The sequence below is a fragment of the Pseudomonas sp. P116 genome, from assembly GCF_020149425.1.
Lineage (GTDB): Bacteria > Pseudomonadota > Gammaproteobacteria > Pseudomonadales > Pseudomonadaceae > Aquipseudomonas > Aquipseudomonas anatoliensis.
The window spans coordinates 435777-457751 of record NZ_JACVHB010000004.1; the positions used below are offsets into that span (position 1 = coordinate 435777).

The 21975-nt window shown below is 57.8% G+C and carries 24 protein-coding genes; 19 read left to right on the forward strand and 5 right to left on the reverse strand.

What is annotated here, in order from left to right; all coding sequences use genetic code 11:
- Positions 1-12: 12 nt before the first annotated feature.
- Both ICA15_RS16400 and ICA15_RS16405 read right to left on the reverse strand, forming a co-directional pair.
- Positions 13-1209, reverse strand: a complete 1197-nt coding sequence (locus ICA15_RS16400; protein WP_210554018.1) for an MFS transporter — start codon at positions 1207-1209, stop codon at positions 13-15.
- Positions 1210-1319: 110 nt separating this feature from the next.
- Positions 1320-1973 carry an HD domain-containing protein gene (locus ICA15_RS16405; RefSeq protein ID WP_210554017.1) on the reverse strand — a complete coding sequence of 218 codons (654 nt, stop codon included), beginning with the start codon at positions 1971-1973 and terminating at the stop codon, positions 1320-1322.
- A 233-nt stretch (positions 1974-2206) separates the two neighbouring features.
- Between ICA15_RS16405 and ICA15_RS16410 the strand changes: the two genes are divergently transcribed.
- Entirely contained in the window at positions 2207-2689 is a 483-nt protein-coding gene (locus tag ICA15_RS16410; RefSeq protein WP_042562173.1) for a GNAT family N-acetyltransferase, read from the forward strand.
- 101 nt (positions 2690-2790) lie between these two features.
- Here ICA15_RS16410 and ICA15_RS16415 read toward each other — a convergent pair whose 3' ends face one another.
- Entirely contained in the window at positions 2791-2982 is a 192-nt protein-coding gene (locus ICA15_RS16415) for a hypothetical protein (RefSeq protein WP_210554016.1), read from the reverse strand.
- Between the two features lie 29 nt (positions 2983-3011).
- Between ICA15_RS16415 and ICA15_RS16420 the strand changes: the two genes are divergently transcribed.
- From ICA15_RS16420 to ICA15_RS16460, 9 genes are all read left to right on the forward strand, one after another.
- Entirely contained in the window at positions 3012-3506 is a 495-nt protein-coding gene (locus ICA15_RS16420) for a PAAR domain-containing protein (RefSeq protein ID WP_042560408.1), read from the forward strand.
- 6 nt (positions 3507-3512) lie between these two features.
- Complete coding sequence (locus ICA15_RS16425; protein WP_224450886.1) at positions 3513-4238, forward strand: alpha/beta hydrolase; 726 nt, start codon at positions 3513-3515, stop codon at positions 4236-4238.
- Entirely contained in the window at positions 4238-4738 is a 501-nt protein-coding gene (locus tag ICA15_RS16430; protein ID WP_210554014.1) for a hypothetical protein, read from the forward strand. Before ICA15_RS16425 ends, ICA15_RS16430 begins: the two co-directional genes overlap by 1 nt.
- Positions 4739-4890: 152 nt before the next feature.
- Positions 4891-5775, forward strand: a complete 885-nt coding sequence (locus ICA15_RS16435; protein ID WP_210554013.1) for a hypothetical protein — start codon at positions 4891-4893, stop codon at positions 5773-5775.
- A gap of 98 nt (positions 5776-5873) precedes the next feature.
- A complete protein-coding gene (locus ICA15_RS16440; protein ID WP_210554012.1) occupies positions 5874-6863 on the forward strand; it encodes a 2-dehydro-3-deoxygalactonokinase in 990 nt (329 codons plus the stop codon).
- A gap of 19 nt (positions 6864-6882) precedes the next feature.
- Entirely contained in the window at positions 6883-7503 is a 621-nt protein-coding gene (locus tag ICA15_RS16445) for a 2-dehydro-3-deoxy-6-phosphogalactonate aldolase (RefSeq protein WP_210554011.1), read from the forward strand.
- Positions 7504-7549: 46 nt separating this feature from the next.
- Positions 7550-8698: a galactonate dehydratase gene (dgoD, locus tag ICA15_RS16450; RefSeq protein ID WP_210554010.1), complete on the forward strand. Its 1149-nt coding sequence runs from the start codon at positions 7550-7552 to the stop codon at positions 8696-8698.
- A 180-nt stretch (positions 8699-8878) separates the two neighbouring features.
- Positions 8879-10189: an MFS transporter gene (locus ICA15_RS16455; RefSeq protein ID WP_042560404.1), complete on the forward strand. Its 1311-nt coding sequence runs from the start codon at positions 8879-8881 to the stop codon at positions 10187-10189.
- A 60-nt stretch (positions 10190-10249) separates the two neighbouring features.
- Entirely contained in the window at positions 10250-11053 is an 804-nt protein-coding gene (locus ICA15_RS16460) for an IclR family transcriptional regulator (RefSeq protein WP_150605414.1), read from the forward strand.
- On the opposite strand, the gene ICA15_RS16465 is transcribed toward ICA15_RS16460, so the two are convergent.
- Positions 11054-12106, reverse strand: a complete 1053-nt coding sequence (locus ICA15_RS16465; RefSeq protein ID WP_150605415.1) for an NAD(P)-dependent alcohol dehydrogenase — start codon at positions 12104-12106, stop codon at positions 11054-11056.
- 189 nt (positions 12107-12295) lie between these two features.
- Here ICA15_RS16465 and ICA15_RS16470 point away from each other — a divergent pair, with 189 nt between their 5' ends.
- Positions 12296-13186 carry an AraC family transcriptional regulator gene (locus tag ICA15_RS16470; protein WP_150605416.1) on the forward strand — a complete coding sequence of 297 codons (891 nt, stop codon included), beginning with the start codon at positions 12296-12298 and terminating at the stop codon, positions 13184-13186.
- Positions 13187-13368: 182 nt separating this feature from the next.
- Here the strand turns inward: ICA15_RS16470 and ICA15_RS16475 are convergent, their stop codons facing one another.
- Entirely contained in the window at positions 13369-15033 is a 1665-nt protein-coding gene (locus ICA15_RS16475; protein ID WP_210554009.1) for an electron transfer flavoprotein-ubiquinone oxidoreductase, read from the reverse strand.
- Between the two features lie 550 nt (positions 15034-15583).
- On the opposite strand from ICA15_RS16475, the gene ICA15_RS16480 reads away from it, so the two are divergent.
- From ICA15_RS16480 to ICA15_RS16515, 8 genes are all read left to right on the forward strand, one after another.
- Positions 15584-16333: an electron transfer flavoprotein subunit beta/FixA family protein gene (locus ICA15_RS16480; protein ID WP_007908338.1), complete on the forward strand. Its 750-nt coding sequence runs from the start codon at positions 15584-15586 to the stop codon at positions 16331-16333.
- A gap of 2 nt (positions 16334-16335) precedes the next feature.
- On the forward strand, positions 16336-17265 hold the full coding sequence (locus tag ICA15_RS16485; protein ID WP_042560399.1) for an electron transfer flavoprotein subunit alpha/FixB family protein: 930 nt from the start codon (positions 16336-16338) through the stop codon (positions 17263-17265).
- Between the two features lie 80 nt (positions 17266-17345).
- Entirely contained in the window at positions 17346-18167 is an 822-nt protein-coding gene (locus tag ICA15_RS16490) for a substrate-binding periplasmic protein (protein ID WP_150615994.1), read from the forward strand.
- Positions 18168-18176: 9 nt separating this feature from the next.
- Positions 18177-18533, forward strand: a complete 357-nt coding sequence (locus ICA15_RS16495; RefSeq protein WP_042560397.1) for a DUF4398 domain-containing protein — start codon at positions 18177-18179, stop codon at positions 18531-18533.
- Positions 18530-19342 (forward strand): OmpA family protein, encoded by an 813-nt coding sequence (locus ICA15_RS16500; RefSeq protein ID WP_150605420.1) that lies wholly within the window; start codon positions 18530-18532, stop codon positions 19340-19342. The genes ICA15_RS16495 and ICA15_RS16500 overlap by 4 nt, the downstream gene beginning before the upstream one ends.
- Positions 19343-19543: 201 nt before the next feature.
- Entirely contained in the window at positions 19544-20983 is a 1440-nt protein-coding gene (locus tag ICA15_RS16505; protein ID WP_042560395.1) for a PLP-dependent aminotransferase family protein, read from the forward strand.
- Between the two features lie 78 nt (positions 20984-21061).
- Complete coding sequence (locus ICA15_RS16510; RefSeq protein WP_150605421.1) at positions 21062-21538, forward strand: translation initiation factor 2; 477 nt, start codon at positions 21062-21064, stop codon at positions 21536-21538.
- A gap of 166 nt (positions 21539-21704) precedes the next feature.
- Positions 21705-21959: a YkgJ family cysteine cluster protein gene (locus ICA15_RS16515; RefSeq protein ID WP_150605422.1), complete on the forward strand. Its 255-nt coding sequence runs from the start codon at positions 21705-21707 to the stop codon at positions 21957-21959.
- The last annotated feature ends 16 nt before the right edge of the window (positions 21960-21975 follow it).

Consider the following 21975-nt stretch of genomic DNA (forward strand, 5'->3'; position numbering starts at 1 on the left):
GCGACGAACGGTCTAGATCGCTGGCGCGGTTCTGATGTTGAGGCGTCGCCAGAGCAAACGGCCGATGGTGATCAGCCAGTTGATCAGCGCCACAGCCAATACGGTGTACAGCAGCGCCGACATACCGTGTTCGACGATGATCTTTCCGGCCAGCAGCGGAAAGCCGAACACGCCGATAAAGTACGCCAGGCTGAACAGCAACAAGGCCTGTGAAGTGGTACCGACGGGCGCTTCGTTGGCCGCCAATCCGTTGATCACCGAATAGGTCAGGCCGTATCCGACACCGAGCATGACTGCCGCCAGCAGATAGCTGAAAGCGCTGTGCACGCCGAAGGCGAACAGCACAATCGAGCCGAGCATCAAACCCGACAACAGACACGACGCCCGCAAGGGATCACGCTTGACCACGAACCCGGCGATCAACAGGCGACTGCTGATCGCCGCGCTCATGAAGCCGAGAAAGAACAGCGAATAATCCAGCGAGTGGGCGGCGGCATAACTGGTCTGGAAACTCGACAAACCGCCGAATACGCAGCCACCCAGACCGACCATGATGATTGGAAACACTGCGCGGGAACCGAGCACCTGAGTCATCGCTGGCCAAGTGATGCTTGCGGCTGTTGTGGCTTGATTACCTTTCAATCGCGAGCCGAGACGCCAGAACAACAGCACACCGATGAGGCTCGCCGCCGCTGCCAGATAAAACGCCGAGGTCACTGGCAACTCCAGCGCGCTGGCCGCACGCCCGAGCAGTGGACCGCTGCCGATTCCGGTCATCATGCTGCCGGACAGCAAGGCAAAGTACTTCGCCCGCTGCGCCGGGGTCACCAGACTCGCCACAATAATCGGCCCCAACGTGTAAAACACACCCCAGCCCAGGCCGAGCAGCAAACCGAAAAACAGCAAGAGATGACCAAACCCCGGCGTCATCGCAAAGCCCAGGCTCGCGGCAACAAGCATCAGACCAAACAGGGCAATCGAACGCGCCGCCCCCAGCAGATCCGACAAATGCCCGGACACCAGCACCGCGACAAACGTACTGAGCATCGCCGCAGAAATCACGCTGCCCGCATCGTGTTCATTGCCACCGCGAGAACCGATCAACAGCGCCAGCAAAAACGTCGAGCCGTAGGACAGCGACAGCAGATAACTGGCGAGGCAGAACAAGCCGAACAGCTTGCCCGACACTTGGGGTGTTGCTTGAGACATGACGCGGTTCCTTGACCCGAGAAGGTGAACAGCATCTGTTTACCACGCCATGGTCAGGGATTAGGTGCGAGGTTGGCGAAGTCAGGATCGCACCAGGCCGGAGTATTGCTTCAGACGATGCCGATCTCTTCTTTGAACTGTTCCATGAAACCCTTCAGGCGCCGATGGCGAATCTGCGCCAGACGCTGGCCGGCGACGGTCTGGAAACCGTCGGCGAGGTGCAGCAGTTTGGTCTGGAAGTGATCAAGGCAAAAACGTGTGTCGTTGTAGTCGCGCTCCCTCGCTTCGGGATCTTGCGGGTCGTAGAGCGCCGAGCCCATGCGCCCGGCAACATAGAACGTGCGAGCAACGCCGAGCATGCCCAACGAGTCGAGACGATCGGCGTCCTGGACGAGTTTCGCTTCGAGGGTGAGCGGGGCGATGTTGGCGGAAAAACTATGGGCTTCGATGGCGTGGGCGACGGCCTCGATTTTAGCGTCGGCCCAGTTCAACTCCGTCAGCACCGCCAACGCTTTTTCCGCTGCCAGACGTGAAGCTTGCGAGCGCAGTGGCGAGTTCTTTTCGACGGCTACGCAATCGTGAAGCAGCACGGCGGCCAGCAGCACTTCCAGATCGCCACCTTCTTCGGTTTGCAAAGTACGCACGTTGTGCCAGACACGTTGCAGGTGTGCGATGTCGTGCGCGCCGTCATCCGAGGGTTCGAGGGCGTGGGGCAGCAGTTCTGCCGCAAGAGAAGACAGCGGTGTGAAGGCTTGGAGGTTCATGTGAATCCCTTCAGATTTACGTGCATATCGTGTCGTTCAAGCTTTTGTGGCGAGGGGATTTATCCCCGTTGGGGCGCGAAGCGGCCCTGAAAAAAGGGCCCGCTGCGCAGGCCATCGGGAGTAAACCTCCTCACCACAATGGCCGATGGAGTCAGGGAAGCAGTGTATTGCCATGTGACGAGCACCGTGCACCGATTTACTATGGCGTTTTCCTCCCCCGACAAGGCCCGTCCATGACGATCGAGATCCGCCCGGCGACTCCCAGCGATGCACCACAAATCCTCGCCTTCATCACTGAACTCGCGGATTTCGAAAAGGCTCGCCACGAAGTCATCGCCAGCGTTGCCGACATCGAGCGCAGCCTGTTCGGCGAAGGCGCGACCGCCCATGGTCTGATCTGCCTGCGCGACGGCTTGCCCATCGGTTTCGCGGTGTTCTTCTTCAGTTATTCGACCTGGCTCGGCAGCAACTGCCTGTACCTTGAAGACCTCTACATCACCCCCGAACAACGCGGCGGCGGCGCGGGCAAAACCCTGCTGCGGCAACTGGCGAAAATCGCCTGCGCCAATGACTGTGGACGCTTCGAATGGAGCGTACTCGACTGGAACACCCCGGCCATCGAATTCTACAAATCCCTCGGCGCACAACCGCAGGAAGAATGGGTGCGCTATCGCATGGACGGCAAAGTGTTGCGCGAGTTCGCCGAGGGCCAGTGAACGATGATGGCCATTTAGTGTTTATTCGATTGTCGCCAAGGCTCTAGTCCGGCATTCTACGCGCGCATTTTTGCGCGCTCACGGACGACACCCGCAATGCCTCAGGCAAAAATTCTCCACGCCCGTGGAGCCTTCGCTGCGTCAGCGAGGACCGTGACCCACTCGACGATGCCTGGCAACAACTGCAAACCACTCCATACCCGAACAGTCGTGAGTATCGTCACGCACTGTTCGACCCCGTCGACAATCGCTGGCGCTTCGCCGCGACCGACGTCGACATCTACCAGCCACACCCGGAACCTCTGAAGCAAGGAGCTTTGAATTGAGTGGAAAACCCGCCGCCCGCGTCACCGACCCAACCGCCTGCCCACTGCCTGGCCATGGCACTAACCCGATTGTTTCCGGCTCGCCGAACGTCTTCTTCGACGGCCTCGCCGCCGCGCGCATGACTGATAAATCTGCGTGTGGCAGTCCGATCACCGGCGCTGTCTCCGGCACCGTTTTCATCAATGGCCTGAACGCCGCAACGCTCGACAGCACCGGAGGTCACGGCAATGTCGTGATCGGTGGTTCGGGGACGGTGATTATCGGCCAGAGCGGCGGAGGGGCGGCGTTTAGTGGGTTGCTGCCGATGCCGGTGCATTTTACGGACAAGATGCAGTTGGTCGATGAATTCTCAGGAGAACCTGTCGCTAATCATCCTTACACCATCAAACGTGGGAATGGCAGTGAAGAGCACGGTATAACGGACGCAGCAGGTTTCACACATGCTGTGAGCTCGCATCTTGCGGAAACTATCGAACTATTCGCGGAGTGATTGGAATTGGGAACGGATACCTCTACTGCGGATGGCGACAAGAAGAATCTTGGTTCACACACGCTAACCTGCCCAACAGACGAAGCAGTTAAACAGTTTAAATACATGCGGCGTGCTGCTGCGTTCTTCATCGGAGGAGCAGGTGATAAGGAAAGTTACTACGGTTTTGGGCCGAAGAATAACGTGGCTCGTGCACAAAAGTCCTTTGATAACTCAGTCATTCAAGCCAATTATGCCCCTGGCGTGAAGTCTTACCATCTTGGGTACAATCAAGTTATTGGTGAGGAAAATATTAAAACGAATGTGCTTCAAGAGCTTTGTAAAAGTGACGCTGTTTACATTGTTGGGCACAGTCTAGGAGGGTGGAACGGCGCCCACCTGTCGAACCATTTGAGTGGTTTGGGTTACTCCGTTAAGATGCTGATTACCCTCGATCCAGTTGGAAAGGGGGCACTGGTTGGCGGTATTTCTAATATCTATTCCGATACGCCGCAGCCTCGGGCGGGATTGTGGATAAATATTCTGGCTCAATCTTCAGATTCTAATATGTCTGACTGGATCGCTGGGATCGGCGAACAATGGCGCCTTGAAAGTGGGCCGAACGTGAACAGTATCATGGACGTTAATCATGAAGCTGCAGGCGTCATGTATACCACGGCATTGGCGGATGGGAAATCAGCTTTGAGTTATATGATAAATTCGGTAAATCAACATTTCAGGGGCGAAATGTGATGATATTCAGAATAGTCTTTTTGCTGCTTGTGATGGCGTCTGCAGGATGTACATTCAAACAAGCTAAGCCTCCTGCGAATCTTCAGTTCTCTAAGATTGAGCGTGTTGCGAATACAGGTCTGTATGAACTGCATTTTACTTCGGATGTCGATGTTTTGGGGCCGTATAAATCGTTGATTGGAGTGGGTCTGCTTTGTGCGTTAGAAGATGATCCTGACTTTAGTGAAGGTCATCAGATGAAGAAGTTTATGAGCGGTTCGGTTACTGATGATAAGTCTGGAACTCATCTTGATTTTGTGTCGCACGTCGTTTTCAGTGAATCGGTAGCCAATGGGAACAGTCAAAGAAATTTGTCTCCCGAAGAAATAAAAAATTTGTTGGTGAATAGAAAGTTTGTGGTTTGTAAGTTTTTTGCCAGTGCGACAATGATCGATACTTATTTTTCCAGTGCTATGTATGTACCAGTGGAAGAGATACTCAAGGCAGTGGATAAGCACTGAGCCACTAAACAAAAAAATAAAGGTCTGGAGTTCGCTTGGTCACGGGCAGGGCGTCATTGATAGATGCCATGCGCGTGTAAGCAAGGAATTGTCAGTTGCGTGCATTATTCGCTGGGTTTTAGTTGCTGTGTTATTTTCTTTTTGGAGTGGTAATGGCTAGGTTGCTATTGGTGGTTTTATTTGCCTTATGTTCCTCATGTATGCAGTTGAATGTGCCTTCACCAAGGATAGAATTCACTTCTGTCGAATACGATTCGGGGCATTACAATCTGCGCTTTAGATCTGATAGAGATCTGGTCAATTTGTACGATGCGCATGGGATAAGCGCTCAAGTCGGTACGTGGCTAATATGTTCGCTTGATGGTGATAACGATTTTTCAATTCTGCATCACATTCGTTACACTGCAAATGGTGTTGTTGATGAAGTTCGTACTGTTGAAGGTGATCGCCGTTATGAGTTTAACGTTAACCTTAGATTCAAGGAGGACGTAAGTCACGGCTCTAGCTCCTTGTCCATTAGAAAGGAAGTGTTGCTTTCAATGCTGAAGGCACAAGATTACATACCTTGTCGGACTACCACTACCGCTACCTTCTATAAAGCCTATTATTCAAAGATTATGTATATTCCAACCTCTCGAATTATGAAAGAGGTGCAGCATCAAATTACAGCGCCGGAATATGTAATTTTGCCGCCTGGACTGCGCCCATTGTCATGGCTGACTTTTGAACAGATATGCATTACAGATAAGCGTTACCACGGCGGAGACATTATTGTTCATGGTGGAGTGTGCAGCAGTATGCCCTACAGCAGCATATTGAGTTCTTTTGCACCCCGGAATGGAAAATTCCGCATTTTTGATACCCGCACCCAGCAGCCCAAGGCGGACGTCAGGTACATGATCAAACGCCCGGATGGTCGCGAAGAGGAAGGTCTGAGTGACGCTCGGGGCGATACTCATGTGTTTGGCTCGAATCGCCCTGAAAATTTTAAGCTGTTTTTGTTTGAGGATGGCTTGAGGGCGTCGGCGATACAGTAGTTCCCATAATGTGGGATGTGAAATTACATATTGAGATTTTGCTGCTGAGAGGTCTATAGTCCGTCGCACTCACTGCCAAAAACAAAACAGGTGAAGCGATGCTGGCGCAATTGATCGCGCTCGATTGGGGGACGACCTCATTACGTGCTTACAAACTCGCGGCGGGCGGTGTGGTGCTGGAACAGCGCTCGCTGTCGTCCGGGATCATGCAACTGCCGAAGACCCCGCGAGTCATCAACGGTCGCGAATGTGCCGACGGTTTTGAACTGGCTTTCGATGAGGCCTGTGGCGACTGGCTCGAGGCGCAGCCGGATCTGCCGGTGATCGCCTGCGGCATGGTCGGCAGCGCGCAAGGCTGGCGCGAAGCTGCCTACTGCGACACGCCGGCGAACGTCGCCAATCTCGGAAACTCCCTACAAACAGTTGTCACTCTTCGCGGTACGCGAGTGCATATCGTGCCGGGCGTGATTCAGCGTTCGCGTCTGCCGAACGTGATGCGCGGCGAAGAGACCCAAGTGCTGGGCGTTCTGCAGAATCTACCTGTCGAGGCGGGCGGTGATCTGTTGATCGGCCTGCCGGGCAGCCACTCGAAATGGGTGGAGGTGGTCGATGGCTGCATCACCCATTTCGACACCTTCATGACCGGCGAAGTGTTCGCCGTGCTCAGCGAACACAGCATTCTCGGCCGCACCCAACAGCAAGGTGCCGCTTTCGATGGTCAGGCATTTGACCGCGGCGTGCAGGTTGCGCTGTCGGCGGACGGTGAACTCGGTGTGCTCTCTACATTGTTCAGTGCCCGTACCCTGGGCCTGACCGGCGAACTCAGCCCGACGGCGCAAGCGGATTACTTGTCCGGCCTGATGATTGGTCATGAGTTGGCGGCACTTGCCACCGCTCAGCGCCGTCGCCGTGACAATCCGAATCTTCCCTCGATCATCCTCATTGGCAATGCGCAATTGTGCACACGTTATAGCCGTGCCCTTGACGCCTGTGGCTTCGCCAACGTGACGCTGGCCGAGCAGGCCACCGAGCGTGGCTTGTGGCAACTGGCACTGGCTGCCGGACTGATCGATTCCTCATCCCGTTAACCCCGACTGGAGGCCTGACATGCTCAAGCAAGCATTGGCGCAAAACGGTCTGATCGCGATTCTGCGTGGCCTGCATCCGCAGGAAGCTGCCGCTGTGGGAGAAGTCCTGTATGCGGCCGGATTTCGCGTCATCGAAGTACCGCTCAATTCCCCTTCGCCGTACGAAAGTATCGCCATCCTGCGTAAGGCCTTGCCCGCCGATTGCCTGATCGGTGCCGGTACGGTGTTGACCCCGGAACAGGTCGAATTGGTGAAGGAGGCCGGCGGCCAGGTCATCGTCATGCCGCACAGCGATGCCAAGGTATTGCGCGCAGCGAAAGCGGCGGGGCTGTACCTGTCGCCGGGCGTTGCCACGCCGACCGAAGCCTTCGCGGCGCTGGAGGAGGGCGCGGACATTCTCAAGTTGTTCCCGGCCGAGCAGATGGGCCCGGCGGTCGTCAAAGCCTGGCTGGCGGTATTGCCGGCCGGGACGATTCTGGCGCCGGTCGGTGGCATCACCCCGGACAACATGCAGGTGTTCATCGACGCTGGCGTCAAGGGTTTCGGTCTCGGCTCGGGGCTATTCAAATCGGGGATGAGCGTTGAGCAAGTAGCGGCGAATGCCAAGGCCTATGTGGCTGCCTGGAAAGCCCTTCGCTAAGACTTTTTGGCGCTGCGAGCGCTACATCTATAAGAGAGACAACAAGATGAAAATCACCAAACTCACAACCTTCATCGTTCCGCCGCGCTGGTGCTTCCTCAAGATCGAAACCGACGAGGGCGTGACCGGTTGGGGCGAGCCTGTGGTTGAAGGTCGCGCGCACACGGTGGCGGCGGCTGTTGAGGAATTGTCCGACTACCTGATCGGCAAAGACCCACGCAACATCGAGGACATCTGGACGGTGTTGTATCGCGGCGGCTTCTACCGTGGCGGCGCGATCCACATGAGTGCGCTGGCCGGTATCGATCAGGCGCTGTGGGACATCAAGGGTAAGGCGCTTGGTGTGTCGGTCAGCGATCTGCTCGGTGGTCAGGTGCGCGACAAGATCCGCGTGTATTCGTGGATCGGCGGCGACCGGCCAGCCGACACCGCGCGTGCGGCGAAAGAGGCCGTGAGCCGTGGTTTTACCGCAGTAAAAATGAACGGCACGGAAGAGCTGCAGTTTCTCGACTCCTTTGAAAAAGTCGACCTCGCCCTGGCCAACGTCGCCGCCGTGCGTGATGCGGTCGGGCCGAATGTCGGCATCGGCGTCGATTTCCATGGTCGCGTGCACAAACCGATGGCCAAGGTGCTGATGAAGGAACTCGACCCCTACAAACTGATGTTTATCGAAGAGCCGGTGCTCAGCGAGAACTACGAAGCGTTGAAAGAACTGGCTCCGCTGACCAGCACGCCGATTGCCCTCGGCGAGCGGTTGTTCTCGCGTTGGGACTTTAAACGCGTGTTGAGCGAAGGCTACGTCGACATCATCCAGCCGGATGCCTCCCACGCCGGCGGTATTACCGAAACCCGCAAGATCGCCAACATGGCCGAAGCCTATGACGTGGCGCTGGCGTTGCATTGCCCGCTGGGACCGATTGCTCTGGCGGCGTGTCTGCAACTGGATGCGGTTTGCTACAACGCGTTTATTCAGGAGCAGAGCCTGGGCATTCATTACAACGAGAGCAATGACTTGCTCGACTACGTGAAGGATCCGCGGGTGTTCCATTACGAAAAAGGCTTCGTGAAGATTCCGAACGGCCCGGGGTTGGGTATCGAGATCAACGAGGAATATGTGATCGAACGCGCGGCCGTCGGCCACCGCTGGCGCAACCCGATCTGGCGCCATGCCGATGGCAGTTTTGCCGAGTGGTGAGTCCCGCCTGACACACCACTAATCCCTGTGGGAGCTGGCTTGCCAGCGATGACGGCGGCACGTCCAACACTGATGTGACAGATGTACCGCTATCGCTGGCAAGCCAGCTCCCACAATTGATCTCCATGGATGGGAGATTTGCGTCAGGACCTCAAATAAACATAAGAAGAGGCATCTCTCATGCAACCGCAAACCCTCACCGGGCAGGCGTCTTTAGTCGCGCCCAGCCGAAAGCGTTTTTTCATCATGGTGTTGCTGTTTATCACCGTGGTCATCAACTACCTCGACCGCAGCAACCTGTCGATTGCCGCGCCGGCCCTGACCAGCGAGCTGGGCATCGACCCGATTCACGTTGGCCTGATCTTCTCCGCATTCGGCTGGACCTACGCTGCCATGCAAATCCCCGGTGGCTGGCTGGTGGATCGCGTGCCGCCACGCATTCTTTATAGCGTCGCACTGCTGTTGTGGTCGATCGCCACCGTGATGCTTGGTTTCGCCGCCAGTTTCATTGCGCTGTTCGTCCTGCGCATGGCAGTCGGCGCGCTGGAAGCACCGGCCTATCCAATCAACAGTCGCGTGGTTACCACCTGGTTTCCGGAGCGTGAACGCGCCACGGCGATTGGTTTTTACACTTCCGGGCAATTTGTCGGGCTGGCCTTCCTCACGCCGGTTCTCGCGTGGCTGCAACACGAATTCGGCTGGCACATGGTGTTCGTCGCGACAGGTGCGGTGGGCATTATCTGGGCGGCGATCTGGTACGCGGTGTATCGCGAGCCACGGGATTTCAAAGGGGCCAACGATGCAGAAATCGAGCTGATCCGCGAGGGCGGCGGGCTGGTGGATATCCAGGCCGATAGCGCCAAGGTCAAAGCCAAATTCAGCTGGACCGATCTCGGCATCGTTCTCACCAAACGCAAGTTGTGGGGCATCTACCTCGGCCAGTTCTGCCTGAACTCGACGTTGTGGTTTTTCCTGACGTGGTTCCCGACCTACCTGGTGAAATATCGCGGCATGGACTTCATCAAGTCTGGCTTGCTGGCCTCGTTGCCGTTTCTCGCCGCGTTCGTAGGCGTGTTGTGCTCGGGGTTCTTTTCCGACTTCTTGATTCGTCGCGGTTACACCATCGGGTTTGCGCGCAAGTTGCCGATCATTGGCGGGCTGCTGATTTCCACTTCGATCATCGGCGCCAACTTTGTTGAGTCGACGCCGCTGGTGATTGCCTTTCTGGCGCTGGCGTTTTTTGGCAATGGCCTGGCATCGATCACCTGGTCGCTGGTGTCGACACTGGCGCCGGCACGCCTGCTCGGCTTGACCGGTGGGGTGTTCAACTTCATCGGCAACCTGTCGGCGATTGCCACGCCAATCGTGATCGGGTTCCTCGCCAGCGGTGATTCGTTCGCCCCGGCGATCACCTATATCGCGGTTCTGGCGTTGATCGGTGCTTTGTCCTACGTGCTGCTGGTGGGCAAGGTTGAACGTATCGAGTTGTAGTGCTTAGCGTCGGGCGACCATAATGCCGCCCGTTCCCTCGCTCAACGGTAAAGGCTGGATATGCAGGAAGACGCTCCGGAAAAAACCAAGGACGCCGCACCCACTGGCACCCAGACGCTGCTTCGCGGACTGGGCGTGGTGCAAGCCGTGGCCAGTGGCGCGCGTGATCTCAAGGAGATTGCCCGGCTGATCGGCACCACGCGCAGCACCACCCACCGTCTGGCCAGTTGTCTGGTCGACGAGCGCTATCTGCGCGTGGTGCCGCAAGTCGGTTATCTGTTGGGGCCGAAGCTGATCGAACTGGGTTTCCAGGCGCGCGAAGAATTACCGCTGGTGAGCCTTGCCGGGCCCTATCTGGATGAGTTGTCGGCACTGACCGGTGACACCGTTCACCTGGGGATTCGTGAAGGCGATGAAGTGCTGTATCTGCTGAAGAACCCGGGGCGCAACGGCCCGGAAATGCGTTCGCGGGTCGGCCATCGTATGCCGCTGGCACGCACGGGGATCGGCAAGGCCTTGATGCTCGATGACTCGCCACAGGATTGGCAGCGCCTTTACGACATCAGCCTTCCGGCGGGTGGGAAAAGTCAGTTCTGGCCGCAGCATCCCCAACAGTCGTGGGAACAGCTTGAACAACGCATGACCGAATACGTGGCCGGTGGCTACGCGTTCGATCTGGAAGACAACGAACCGTCGATCCGCTGCGTGGCGGCGCCGATTCGTGATGCGAGCAAGGGCATTGTGGCGGCGATCAGCATCGCCAGCACCGTGCCCTATATGCCGCTGGAGAAAATGGCCGAGCTGATTCCCCTGATCAAAGGGGTCACAGCCCGGCTATCGGCGGAGCTGGGTTTAAAGGTGTGATTAAACCTTGAGCGTTGCCATGTCGATCACGAAACGGTACTTCACGTCGCCGGCGATCATGCGGGCGTAAGCCTCGTTGATCTGGCGGATGTCGAGCATTTCGATGTCGCAGGTGATGTTGTGCTCGGCGCAGAAATCCAGCACTTCCTGGGTTTCGGCAATGCCACCGATCAACGAGCCGGCGAGTACGCGACGGCTCATCACCAGTTTGCCGGCGTGTACCGGTGGATCAACCGGTTCGATCAGGCCGACCAGAATGTGCACGCCATCAAAGCGCAGGGTGTCGAGGTACGGGTTGAGGTCGTGCTGCACCGGAATGGTGTCCAGCAGGAAGTCGAAGTAACCCGCGGCAGCCTTCATCTGCTCGGCATCGGTGGACACGATCACATGATCGGCGCCCTGACGACGACCTTCTTCAGCCTTGCTCGCCGAACGGGTGAACAGGGTGACTTCGGCGCCCATCGCCTTGGCGAACTTGATGCCCATGTGGCCGAGACCACCCATGCCGAGAATCCCGACCTTGTCGCCAGCCTTGACGCCGTAATGCTTGAGCGGCGAGTAAGTGGTGATGCCGGCGCAGAGAATTGGCGCAGCGCTGGCCAGAGCCAGTTTTTCCGGGATGCGCACGACGAAGTGCTCGCTGACGACGATGCTGTCGGAGTAGCCGCCCATGGTGTTGCTACCATCGACACGGTCCGGGGTGGCGTACGTCATGGTCGGGCCTTCGAGGCAATACTGCTCGAGGTTCGACTGGCAGGCTTCGCAACTGCGGCAGGAGTCGACCATGCAGCCGACGCCGACCAGATCGCCTACTTTGTGTTGGGTGACATTCGCACCAATTGCGGTGACTTTTCCGACGATCTCGTGGCCGGGCATCAACGGGTAAACAGCGATGCCCCATTCGTTGCGTGCCTGGTGGATGTCGGAGTGGCACACGCCGCAGTACAGAATTTCGATGGCGACGTCGTCGGCGCGAGGGCTGCGGCGTTCGAATTTCATCGGGGCGAGGGGCGTGGTGGCCGATTGGGCGGCATAGCCGATAGCGGTATACATGTGAAACCTCGCAAAGCAGTGACAAGTGAGGCGGCGCATTTTGGGCGCCGCGCGACTGTCCGGCCATGGCGATTCCTCCGGGTCTCATGCCTAATCCTCCGGCAAGCGGGTTTGTTCAGTCGCATTGGCAAAAGGATCTGCGATGATGCTTTCATGCCTTTTTCCGTTACTTTTTTCTGAAGAACCTCGATGCAATTAACTCGTCACCTTGATGCCAACGCCACGCTGGTTTCGCTGATTGAACCGCTGGCACTGCGCGACGGTTATTCCCCGACCGGGCTGCCGGGCGTGCAGGTGCTGCGCGCCAGTTGCGATGTTGCCCGTGGCCCGCACATCTATGAACCGAGCCTGATGATCATCGCCCAGGGCAGCAAACTGGCGTTTCTCGGGCCGCGCACCATGGAATATGGCGCCGGACATTATCTGATTCAGGCGCTGCCGGTGCCTTTCGAGTGTGAAACCTTTGCCTTGCCGGATGCGCCGCTGCTGGGTGTGTCGGTGGCGATCGACCGTGTTTTGCTCGGCGAGCTGGTGCTGGCCATGGGGCTGGCGCCGGGGCGGCATATTCCCGCGCAGACGCCGGAGTCGATGACGTCGGTGGTGCTCGACGATGACATGCGCGGCTGTGTCGAACGGTTGCTCAGTTGTCTGCACGATCCGCTGGAGTGTCAGATTCTGGGCCCGGCGCGAATTCGCGAGTTGCTGTTCGTCGCCTTGCGCGGACCGCAGGCCGATGTGTTGCGTGCGCTGGTTGAGCAGCAGGGGCAGTTCGCCCGGGTGGCGGCGTCGATCAGTCATTTGCACGCGCATTACACTGAGCCGTTGAACGTCGAAACGTTGGCCAGTTGCGCGAACATGAGCGTGTCGACCTTTCATGAGCATTTCAAACGCAGCACGTTGTTGTCGCCGGTGCAGTATTTGAAACGTTTACGGTTGTTGAAAGCGCAGACGCTGTTGGTGGCTGAGGGATTGGGTGTGGCGCAGGTGGCGCATCGGGTCGGGTATCAGAGTACTTCGCAGTTCAGTCGTGAATATAAGCGCTACTTTGAGCGCAGCCCGGGTGATGAGCGCGCTGCCTGAGGATTTACACAATCCCTGTGGGAGCTGGCTTGCCAGCGATGAGGCCGGCACATTCAACATAGATGTCGCCTGATCCACCGCCATCGCTGGCAAGCCAGCTCCCACAGGGTTTGATGTGATGCACTGAATTGCGGCAACAAAAAGGCCCCCATTTCGGGAGCCTTGTTTTTCAGCGGTTCGGCTTACATGTTCGGGTAAGTCGGGCCGCCAGCGCCTTCCGGCGTCACCCAGGTGATGTTCTGCGAAGGGTCCTTGATGTCACAGGTCTTGCAGTGCACGCAGTTCTGGGCGTTGATCTGGAAGCGTTTCTCGCCGTCTTCCTTGGTGATCACCTCGTACACGCCGGCCGGGCAGTAGCGCTGCGCCGGCTCGTCGTACAGCGGCAGGTTTTTGCTGATCGGAATGCTCGGGTCGGTCAGCTTCAAGTGGCAAGGCTGTTCTTCTTCATGGTTGGTACCGGAGATGAACACCGAGCTGAGTTTGTCGAAGCTGAGTTTGCCGTCGGGTTTCGGGTAGTCGATCTTCTTGCAGTCGGCCGCAAGCTTGAGGCAGGCGTAATCCGGCTTGGTGTCGTGCAGGGTGAACGGCAGTTTGCCGGCGAAGATGTTCTGATCCAGCCAGTTGAAACCGCCGCCGACGATGGCGCCGAACTTGTGGATCGCCGGGCCGAAGTTACGGCTGGCGAACAGTTCGTCGTAAAGCCAGCTCTTCTTGAAGGCGTCGACGTAAGTGGTCAGCTCTTCAGTGCCGTACTTTTCAGCGAACAGCGCGTCAGCCACCGATTCGGCGGCGAGCATGCCGGATTTCATCGCGGTGTGGCTGCCTTTGATCTTGGCAAAGTTCAGGGTGCCGAGGTCGCAACCGATCAGCGCGCCGCCCTTGAAAACCATCTTCGGCAGCGAGTTCAGGCCACCTTTGCTGATTGCGCGGGCGCCGTAGCTGATGCGCTTGCCGCCTTCCAGATACTGAGCCAGCACCGGGTGATGTTTCAGGCGCTGGAACTCGTCGAACGGCGACAGGTAGGTGTTGCTGTACGACAGATCAACGATCAGACCGACCACTACCTGATTGTTTTCCAGGTGGTAGAGGAAAGAGCCGCCGGTGTTCTCGGTGCCCATGATGTCCAGCGGCCAACCGGCGGTGTGTACCACCAGGCCTGGCTGGTGTTTGGCCGGATCGATTTCCCAGATTTCTTTCAGGCCGATGCCGTAGTGCTGGGCGTCGGCATCGCTGTCGAGGTTGTAGCGCTTGATCAGTTGCTTGCCGATGTGGCCACGGCAACCTTCGGCGAACAGCGTGTATTTGCCACGCAGTTCCATGCCCGGGGTGTACAGGCCTTCTTTCGGATTGCCTTCGCGATCGACACCGAGGTCGCCAGTGATGATCCCGCGAACCACGCCTTGCTCGTCGATCAGCGCTTCCTGAGCAGCGAAGCCCGGGTAGATTTCTACGCCCAGGTTCTCGGCCTGCTGGGCGAGCCAGCGGCACAGGTTGCCCAGGGAGATAATGTAGTTGCCTTCGTTGTGCATGGTCTTGGGCACAAAGAAGTCTGGAATTTTCTGCGCGCTTTCGGCGTTTTTCAGCACGAAGATGTCATCGCGAGTAACCGGCGTGTTCAGCGGGGCGCCAAGTTCTTTCCAGTCCGGGAACAGTTCGTTCAGTGCGCGGGGTTCGAATACGGCACCGGAAAGGATGTGTGCGCCGACTTCGGAGCCTTTTTCGACCACGCAGACGCTGATTTCCTTACCGGCTTCGGCGGCCTTCTGCTTCAAGCGGCAGGCGGCGGACAGGCCAGCGGGGCCGGCACCGACGATGACCACGTCGAATTCCATGTATTCGCGTTCCACAGGCTATCTCCTACTCAAGGCTCAACAGTTTTTTTTCTAATATGGAGGTTTGATGTCGCTTCCGCTACGCCTTTACGTTAACGTCAAGGGGATAAAGGAGAAGCCACCTTTCTCTCTAGGGGGCGCATTATATCTACACCACTCCTAGCGTCCAATACAAACGTTTGTTTGAATCGGCTCCAGCCCAGATAAATCAAAGAAGCGCGGCTTATGAATGGTCATTTTGCTGTATTGACCGGAATAGGCGTTCCGGTCAAGATACGGGCGGTTTTGCGCTCGCCGTAGGCAGACTGGCGGTTTCAAGAGCACCTCTAAAGACAGGGCGTAGGCAGTACAAGGTGATGCGCAGCGCAGGTCCGGCGCGCAGTTTACACACCGTGAAGAGGCATGACTTGTCGGTCACCACTGACGAACGGTCACAGCACTTCGCAGCGTGGAATCATCTCGTACACAGGCCGGCGTTTTTAGAGGTGCCCTTGTAGCCCGATGAGCATCAACCGCCAGGTTCGCCTAGGCGACTTTCTTTTCACCGGAGAGTAACGAGGAATCCATGAAGGTTCTTGTAGCTGTCAAACGCGTTGTGGATTACAACGTCAAGGTCCGCGTCAAGGCGGACAATTCCGGCGTAGACCTCGCCAACGTCAAGATGTCGATGAACCCGTTCTGCGAAATCGCAGTGGAAGAAGCCGTACGCCTGAAAGAGAAAGGTGTTGCGACTGAAATCGTCGTCGTCTCCATCGGCCCGACCACCGCTCAGGAGCAGCTGCGTACCGCACTGGCTCTGGGTGCCGACCGTGCCATCCTCGTCGAATCCGCTGAAGATCTGACCTCGCTCGCCGTGGCCAAGCTGCTCAAGGCTGTGGTCGACAAGGAACAGCCTCAGTTGGTGATCCTTGGCAAACAGGCCATCGACAGCGACAACAACCAGACCGGCCAGATGCTCGCTGCATTGAGCGGCTACGGTCAGGGCACGTTCGCCTCGAAAGTCGAAGTCTCCGGCGACAGCGTTGCCGTGACCCGCGAAATCGACGGCGGCGCGCAGACTGTTTCGCTGAAACTGCCGGCGATCGTCACCACCGACCTGCGTTTGAACGAGCCGCGCTACGCGTCCCTGCCAAACATCATGAAAGCCAAGAAGAAGCCTCTCGAAGTGCTGACTCCGGACGCTTTGGGCGTTTCCACCGCCTCCACCAACAAGACCCTGAAAGTCGAAGCGCCGGCTGCACGCAGCGCAGGCATCAAGGTCAAGTCGGTGGCTGAACTGGTCGAGAAACTGAAAAACGAAGCGAAGGTAATCTGACCATGACTATCTTGGTAATCGCTGAACACGACAATAAAGTGCTGGCTCCGGCCACGCTGAACACCGTGGCTGCTGCTGCCAAAATTGGCGGCGACATCCACGTGCTGGTTGCAGGTCAGGGCGCTGGCGCCGTGGCTGAAGCCGCTGCGAAAATCGCTGGCGTGAGCAAAGTCCTGAACGCTGACAACGCGGCTTACGCGCATCAGCTGCCGGAAAACGTTGCTCCTCTGGTTGCAGAACTCGGCGCTGGCTACAGCCACATTCTGGCTGCCGCCACTTCCAACGGCAAAAACATCCTGCCGCGCGTTGCTGCACAGCTGGACGTTGACCAGATCTCCGAGATCATCTCGGTAGAAAGCGCTGACACCTTCAAGCGTCCGATCTACGCCGGTAACGCCATCGCTACCGTGCAATCGACTGCTGCGATCAAAGTGATCACCGTGCGTGCCACCGGTTTCGATCCGGTTGCTGCTGAAGGTGGTTCGGCTGCTGTTGAAGCTGTTGGCGCTGCTCACGATGCGGGCACTTCCAGCTTCGTCGGCGAAGAGCTGGCCAAGTCCGATCGTCCTGAGTTGACCGCTGCCAAGATCGTCGTTTCCGGCGGCCGCGGCATGCAGAACGGCGACAACTTCAAACACCTGTACGCCTTGGCCGACAAGCTGGGCGCTGCTGTAGGTGCTTCGCGCGCCGCAGTCGATGCAGGTTTCGTACCGAACGACATGCAGGTCGGTCAGACCGGCAAAATCGTTGCGCCACAGCTGTACATCGCCGTCGGTATCTCCGGCGCGATCCAGCATCTGGCCGGCATGAAAGACTCCAAAGTGATCGTTGCGATCAACAAGGACGAAGAAGCGCCGATCTTCCAGGTAGCTGATTACGGTCTGGTAGCGGACCTGTTTGAAGCAATCCCTGAGCTGGAGAAGCTGGTCTAATCCAGCGGCTTCACTTATAAAGAGCCCGACCTTTTGGTCGGGCTTTTTTTTGTCTCGGGTTTGAGTGGGAGCGTTTCGCCATGGATCTGCGCTGCGGATTGTTGTTGGGATTGGCCCTGTTGCCAGGATTGGCCGCGGCTGCGGGCAAGTGCGAGCGCCTGATCGTTACCGGCAGCCCGGATGCTCCGCCGTATCTGTGGCAGGATCCGCAAAACCCCAAGCAATTGATCGGTGCCAGCGCAGACCTGTTGCAGCAAGTGGCCAAGGACTTGGGCATCAAGGTCGAGTTGCTCTACGCCGGCAAGCGCTCGCAGGCCCTCGATGAGGTGCGCAGTGGGCGCATGGACATGCTGGCCGACGCGCCGCTGACGCTCAATGAGCTGGAGAATCTCGACTACATCCATCCGCCACTGCTGGAAAACGACTACCTGGTGTGGACGCGCAAAGGCTCGACGCTGACCTACAGCGAAGCCGGTGACCTGCACGGTCATACCGGTGGCGTGTCGGAAAAGTCTCGGATGACCCAGGCATTTGGCACTTTCGCCGATCAGCAATTGACCCTTGTCCGGACAGAAAACCTCACCCAGGCCTTTCAGAAACTTCTGCTGGGCGAAGTGGAATATGTACTCGCCGGACGCTACTCGGGCATGGCCGCCGCGCAGGCGTTGGGCATGGCCAATGACCTCTTGGCGTTCGAGCAACCCATCGACAGACCGGGTCTGTTCCTCGCGGTTTCCCATAACTCGGCGTGCAACGATCCGTGGTTGCGCGGACAGCTGGCCAAAAAGATGACAGAATTGCCCGCGTCCGGACTGACGGAAGCCGCGCTGCAACGCAATATCGAGCGCTGGAAGGCGCAGCAGCAACAGCCGCAACAACCTGTCAGTGCCCCAAAACAGTAGGGATTCTTAGTGAGTATTCGACCTCTTTTCGCGGCGGTGGCCGTTCTGGCCATGGCCGGTTGCGCGACCGATCCGGCACCCATTGAACAAATGCGTTTGACCGAGCAGGCCATCGCCCAAGCCAAGGCCGTCGGTGCCACTGGCGATGACGTGCCGGAAATGAAACTGGCCGAAACCAAGTACAACCGGGCCAAAGGCAATATGGCAGACGAATCCTTTCGGAACGCGCGCATGCGTTCCGAACAGGCCGAACTCGACGCACGTCTGGCAGAAGCCAAAGTACTGACCCAGAAAAGCGAAGAACAGTTGAATGTGCTGAACACCCGCATCGTCCGTCTGCGCAAGCAACTGGGAGATGCCCAATGAGCCTCAAATCCAAGGTCCTCGGTGGTCTGATCCTCGCCGGTTGCGCGAGCCTGTTCGGCTGCGCCGGTCAGCACAGTGAGTCCGCGTTGCAAGACGCCGGCGCCGACTTCCAGAAGGTCAAGGAAGATTCCAACGTGCTGCGCATTGCGCCGAAAGACGTGATCCGCGCCGGTGAATCCCTGGCTCGTGCCGATCGCCTGTCTACTTACTGGGGCAGCGGTTCGGACGTGGTGCACTACGCCTACCTGAGCCAGCGTTACAGCGCGATTGCCCGCGAACACACCAATCAAGTGCTCAACGAAGAGCGTGCAGCCAAGCTCGAACTGGATCGTCAGCGCCTGCAACTGGCCCTGCGTGAATCGAAACTGCTGAGCGTGCAGCAGCAGGGCAAGTGGCTCGAAGAGCAGATTGTTGCGCTGGCCACCACGCAGACTGATCGTGGTCTGGTGATGACTTTGGGTGACGTGTTGTTCGACACCGGTGAAGCGGAGCTGAAAAACTCGGCCAACCGCGTGGTCCTGAAGATTGTGCAGTTCCTGCAGCTGAATCCGAAACGCGTGGTGCGTATCGAGGGCTACACCGACAGCACCGGCGGCAAACAGGAAAACCTCAAACTGTCCCGCGACCGCGCGCAGTCGGTGGCCGATGTGCTGATGGACCTGGGCATCGACGACAAACGTATTCAGGTCGAAGGTTACGGCGACGAATACCCGGTGGACGTCAACGCTTCCGAGCGTGGGCGAGCACAGAACCGTCGTGTGGAAATTGTGTTCTCCGACGAAAAAGGCCAGCTCGGCGCCGCCCGTTGAGGGTTGCGTCTCTGGAAAGCCCGGACTGTCATGCAGTGCCGGGCTTTTTTACACCTGTCGAATTGCTCGCAAATCAGTACAGTTGTGGCAGACAACCCACTGTATGGTCGTCTATGGTGACAACTGTCCCAGTACACTTCTAAACTGTTCCGGTATTGTTTCACACAAGAATAAAATGCCCGTGAAATCGAGTGCTGCGTCATGACCAATCTCTTGCTTTACCAACGTATAGCTCAGCAACTGGCCGAAGACATCCGCCGTGGTGTCTATCAACCGGGGGAGCGCGTGCCCTCGGTACGCAAGATGAGTTCGCAGCTCAACGTCAGCCATGCGACGGTGTTGCAGGCTTACGCCAATCTCGAAGACCAAGGCCTGATTCGCGCACGGCCGCAGTCCGGTTATTACGTGCACCAGACGCCCGCGCTGACGGCACCGACGCCGGACATCGCCCGGGTCGAACGGCCAGGGCTGGTCACGCGCAGCAGCATCATTCAGCAGGTTCTGGTCGAGTCGCGCCGCGAAGGCGTATTTCCGTTGGGCGCCGCAGTGCCGAGCGTGGACTATTTGCCGGTGCGGGCACTGCACCAGCAACTGGCCAAAGTCACTCGCTTCCACAGCCCGCGAGCGTTCAGCTACATGTTCAGCCCCGGCTTCGAACCGCTGCGCCGGCAAGTGGCGATCCGCATGCGCGATGCGGGTGTGGTGGTCGACCCGTCCGAAGTGGTGATCACCCACGGGTGTGTCGATGCGTTGCAGATGTCGCTGCGGGTGCTCACCCGTCCGGGCGATCTGATCGCCGCCGAGTCGCCGACCTATTACGGGCTGCTGCAACTGGCCGACCTGCTGGGCCTGAAAGTCATCGAGATCCCCAGCGATCCCGCCACTGGCATGAGCCTCGAAGCGCTGCAGCTGGCCGCCAACCAGTGGTCGATCAAGGCGTTGGTGTTGACCACGCGCCTGAGCAATCCTTTGGGTGGCACCATGCCGGAAGAGCGGCAGAAACAACTGCTGCGCCTGGCCTCGGATTTCGATATCCAGATCGTCGAAGACGACATCTATGGCGAGTTGATGTTTGAACAAGGCCGCACCAAGGCCCTCAAGGCGTATGACCGACTTGACCGAGTGATCTACTGCTCGAGCTTCTCCAAGACCTTGTCGCCTGGTGTGCGGATCGGCTGGATGATTGCCGGTAAGTACCAGCAGGAAATCCAGCGTTTGCAGACCTTCAGCACCCATTCGGCGTGCAGCGTGACGCAAATGGCGATTGCCGCCTACCTGGAAAACGGCGGTTATGACCGGCATTTACGGTACATCCGCCAGGAATACCGGAAAAACCTCAGCGCCTTCCAGTTGGCGGTGCAGCAGCACTTCCCCGAAGGCACGCAAATGACCCGGCCCACGGGCGGTTTTATCCTCTGGGTGAGTCTGCCGGGGCGGGTCAATACTCAGGAGTTGCACGTGCGCGCGTTGCAGCAGGGCATCAGTATTGCCCCCGGGCTGATCTTCAGTAATACCGAGCAATTCAACCACTGTATCCGCCTGAACTGCGGCATTCCGTGGAACCGCGAGGCGGAGCGGGCGTTGATGACCCTTGGAATGCTCGCAACCCAACTGTGTCAGGAAACGGCGGTCGGTTTCTGAACGAACGTACGGACATGCTTGTCTTGTGACGCTCAACAAGCGAGCATATGGCCCTCTGCCGTTAGTGTCGTTGGGTTCATGAAAGCGATTTTTTCTGCCGCCGGGATTGTCCTTTGCTTGCTGATGATCAGTCATTCGCCGGATGTCATGGCGGCTGCGGTTCAGGAAAAACCGGCCGCGGCGGCGACCCAGAAGAAACCGCTGGCGAGCAAAAAAAATACTCCGGCCAATGCGCAGAAGAAGAAAGCTGCGCCGGTGAAGAAGCGTGCGCCAGTGGCATCCAAGTCGAAATCTGCCCGCGAAGTGGCGAAAACCAGACTGCCCTCAGCCAGACTCGACTTGAGCTTGCCCAAGGACATGGTTGAAGAATTGAAACCGCCCGGCACGGTCATTCTGCCCAAGCGCGAACCGATCCTGCCGCAGATGTTTGGCGAGAAGAACAGCGGATTCCAGCTTAATGGCCGTTTGCTCAGCAACGAAATGCAGTTGCAACTGCGCAATGAAGACCGCCATGAAGTCGAAGGCGCAGCCCTGGATTTCGAATTCAAACAGTAAATCCAATGCATCTGTGACCCGCGAACCAGACGCTTTGTCGGAGACTGGTCAGTCACATTCACTTATCCGTAAAAACCCCGGTGCAGGGAATTTTAAACAGCCGTTTTAGCGGTTACCCTGTTCCGTGTCCCTTTCACACATCGCCCGTCGCGAGGATTTGTTCGTCATGAAATGCCGTGAAGGCTGTGGCGCCTGCTGCATTGCCCCTTCCATCAGCTCGGCGATTCCCGGCATGCCTGATGGCAAACCTGCCGGCGAACGTTGCGTGCAACTCTCGGTCGAAAACCTGTGCAGCATTTTCGGCCGCCCGGAGCGCCCGGCTGTCTGTTCGGGCTTTGCCGCTGATATCGAAGTCTGTGGCGATAGCCAGGAAGAGGCGATCAAGTTGATCGGCTGGTGGGAGCAAATGACGGCGGCCTGATGTGTCAAACGAACGG

Bases quoted from the DNA above. Each gene is read 5' to 3' on its own strand.
- ICA15_RS16410 (WP_042562173.1), top strand. From the start codon at position 2,207: ATGACGATCGAGATCCGCCCGGCGACTCCCAGCGATGCACCACAAATC.
- ICA15_RS16435 (WP_210554013.1), top strand. From the start codon at position 4,891: ATGGCTAGGTTGCTATTGGTGGTTTTATTTGCCTTATGTTCCTCATGT.
- ICA15_RS16460 (WP_150605414.1), top strand. From the start codon at position 10,250: ATGCAGGAAGACGCTCCGGAAAAAACCAAGGACGCCGCACCCACTGGC.
- ICA15_RS16490 (WP_150615994.1), top strand. From the start codon at position 17,346: ATGGATCTGCGCTGCGGATTGTTGTTGGGATTGGCCCTGTTGCCAGGA.
- ICA15_RS16500 (WP_150605420.1), top strand. From the start codon at position 18,530: ATGAGCCTCAAATCCAAGGTCCTCGGTGGTCTGATCCTCGCCGGTTGC.
- ICA15_RS16480 (WP_007908338.1), top strand. From the start codon at position 15,584: ATGAAGGTTCTTGTAGCTGTCAAACGCGTTGTGGATTACAACGTCAAG.
- ICA15_RS16440 (WP_210554012.1), top strand. From the start codon at position 5,874: ATGCTGGCGCAATTGATCGCGCTCGATTGGGGGACGACCTCATTACGT.
- ICA15_RS16470 (WP_150605416.1), top strand. From the start codon at position 12,296: ATGCAATTAACTCGTCACCTTGATGCCAACGCCACGCTGGTTTCGCTG.
- ICA15_RS16510 (WP_150605421.1), top strand. From the start codon at position 21,062: ATGAAAGCGATTTTTTCTGCCGCCGGGATTGTCCTTTGCTTGCTGATG.
- ICA15_RS16485 (WP_042560399.1), top strand. From the start codon at position 16,336: ATGACTATCTTGGTAATCGCTGAACACGACAATAAAGTGCTGGCTCCG.
- ICA15_RS16445 (WP_210554011.1), top strand. From the start codon at position 6,883: ATGCTCAAGCAAGCATTGGCGCAAAACGGTCTGATCGCGATTCTGCGT.
- ICA15_RS16505 (WP_042560395.1), top strand. From the start codon at position 19,544: ATGACCAATCTCTTGCTTTACCAACGTATAGCTCAGCAACTGGCCGAA.
- ICA15_RS16515 (WP_150605422.1), top strand. From the start codon at position 21,705: ATGAAATGCCGTGAAGGCTGTGGCGCCTGCTGCATTGCCCCTTCCATC.
- ICA15_RS16465 (WP_150605415.1), bottom strand. From the start codon at position 12,106: ATGTATACCGCTATCGGCTATGCCGCCCAATCGGCCACCACGCCCCTC.
- ICA15_RS16405 (WP_210554017.1), bottom strand. From the start codon at position 1,973: ATGAACCTCCAAGCCTTCACACCGCTGTCTTCTCTTGCGGCAGAACTG.
- ICA15_RS16430 (WP_210554014.1), top strand. From the start codon at position 4,238: ATGATATTCAGAATAGTCTTTTTGCTGCTTGTGATGGCGTCTGCAGGA.
- ICA15_RS16400 (WP_210554018.1), bottom strand. From the start codon at position 1,209: ATGTCTCAAGCAACACCCCAAGTGTCGGGCAAGCTGTTCGGCTTGTTC.
- dgoD (WP_210554010.1), top strand. From the start codon at position 7,550: ATGAAAATCACCAAACTCACAACCTTCATCGTTCCGCCGCGCTGGTGC.
- ICA15_RS16455 (WP_042560404.1), top strand. From the start codon at position 8,879: ATGCAACCGCAAACCCTCACCGGGCAGGCGTCTTTAGTCGCGCCCAGC.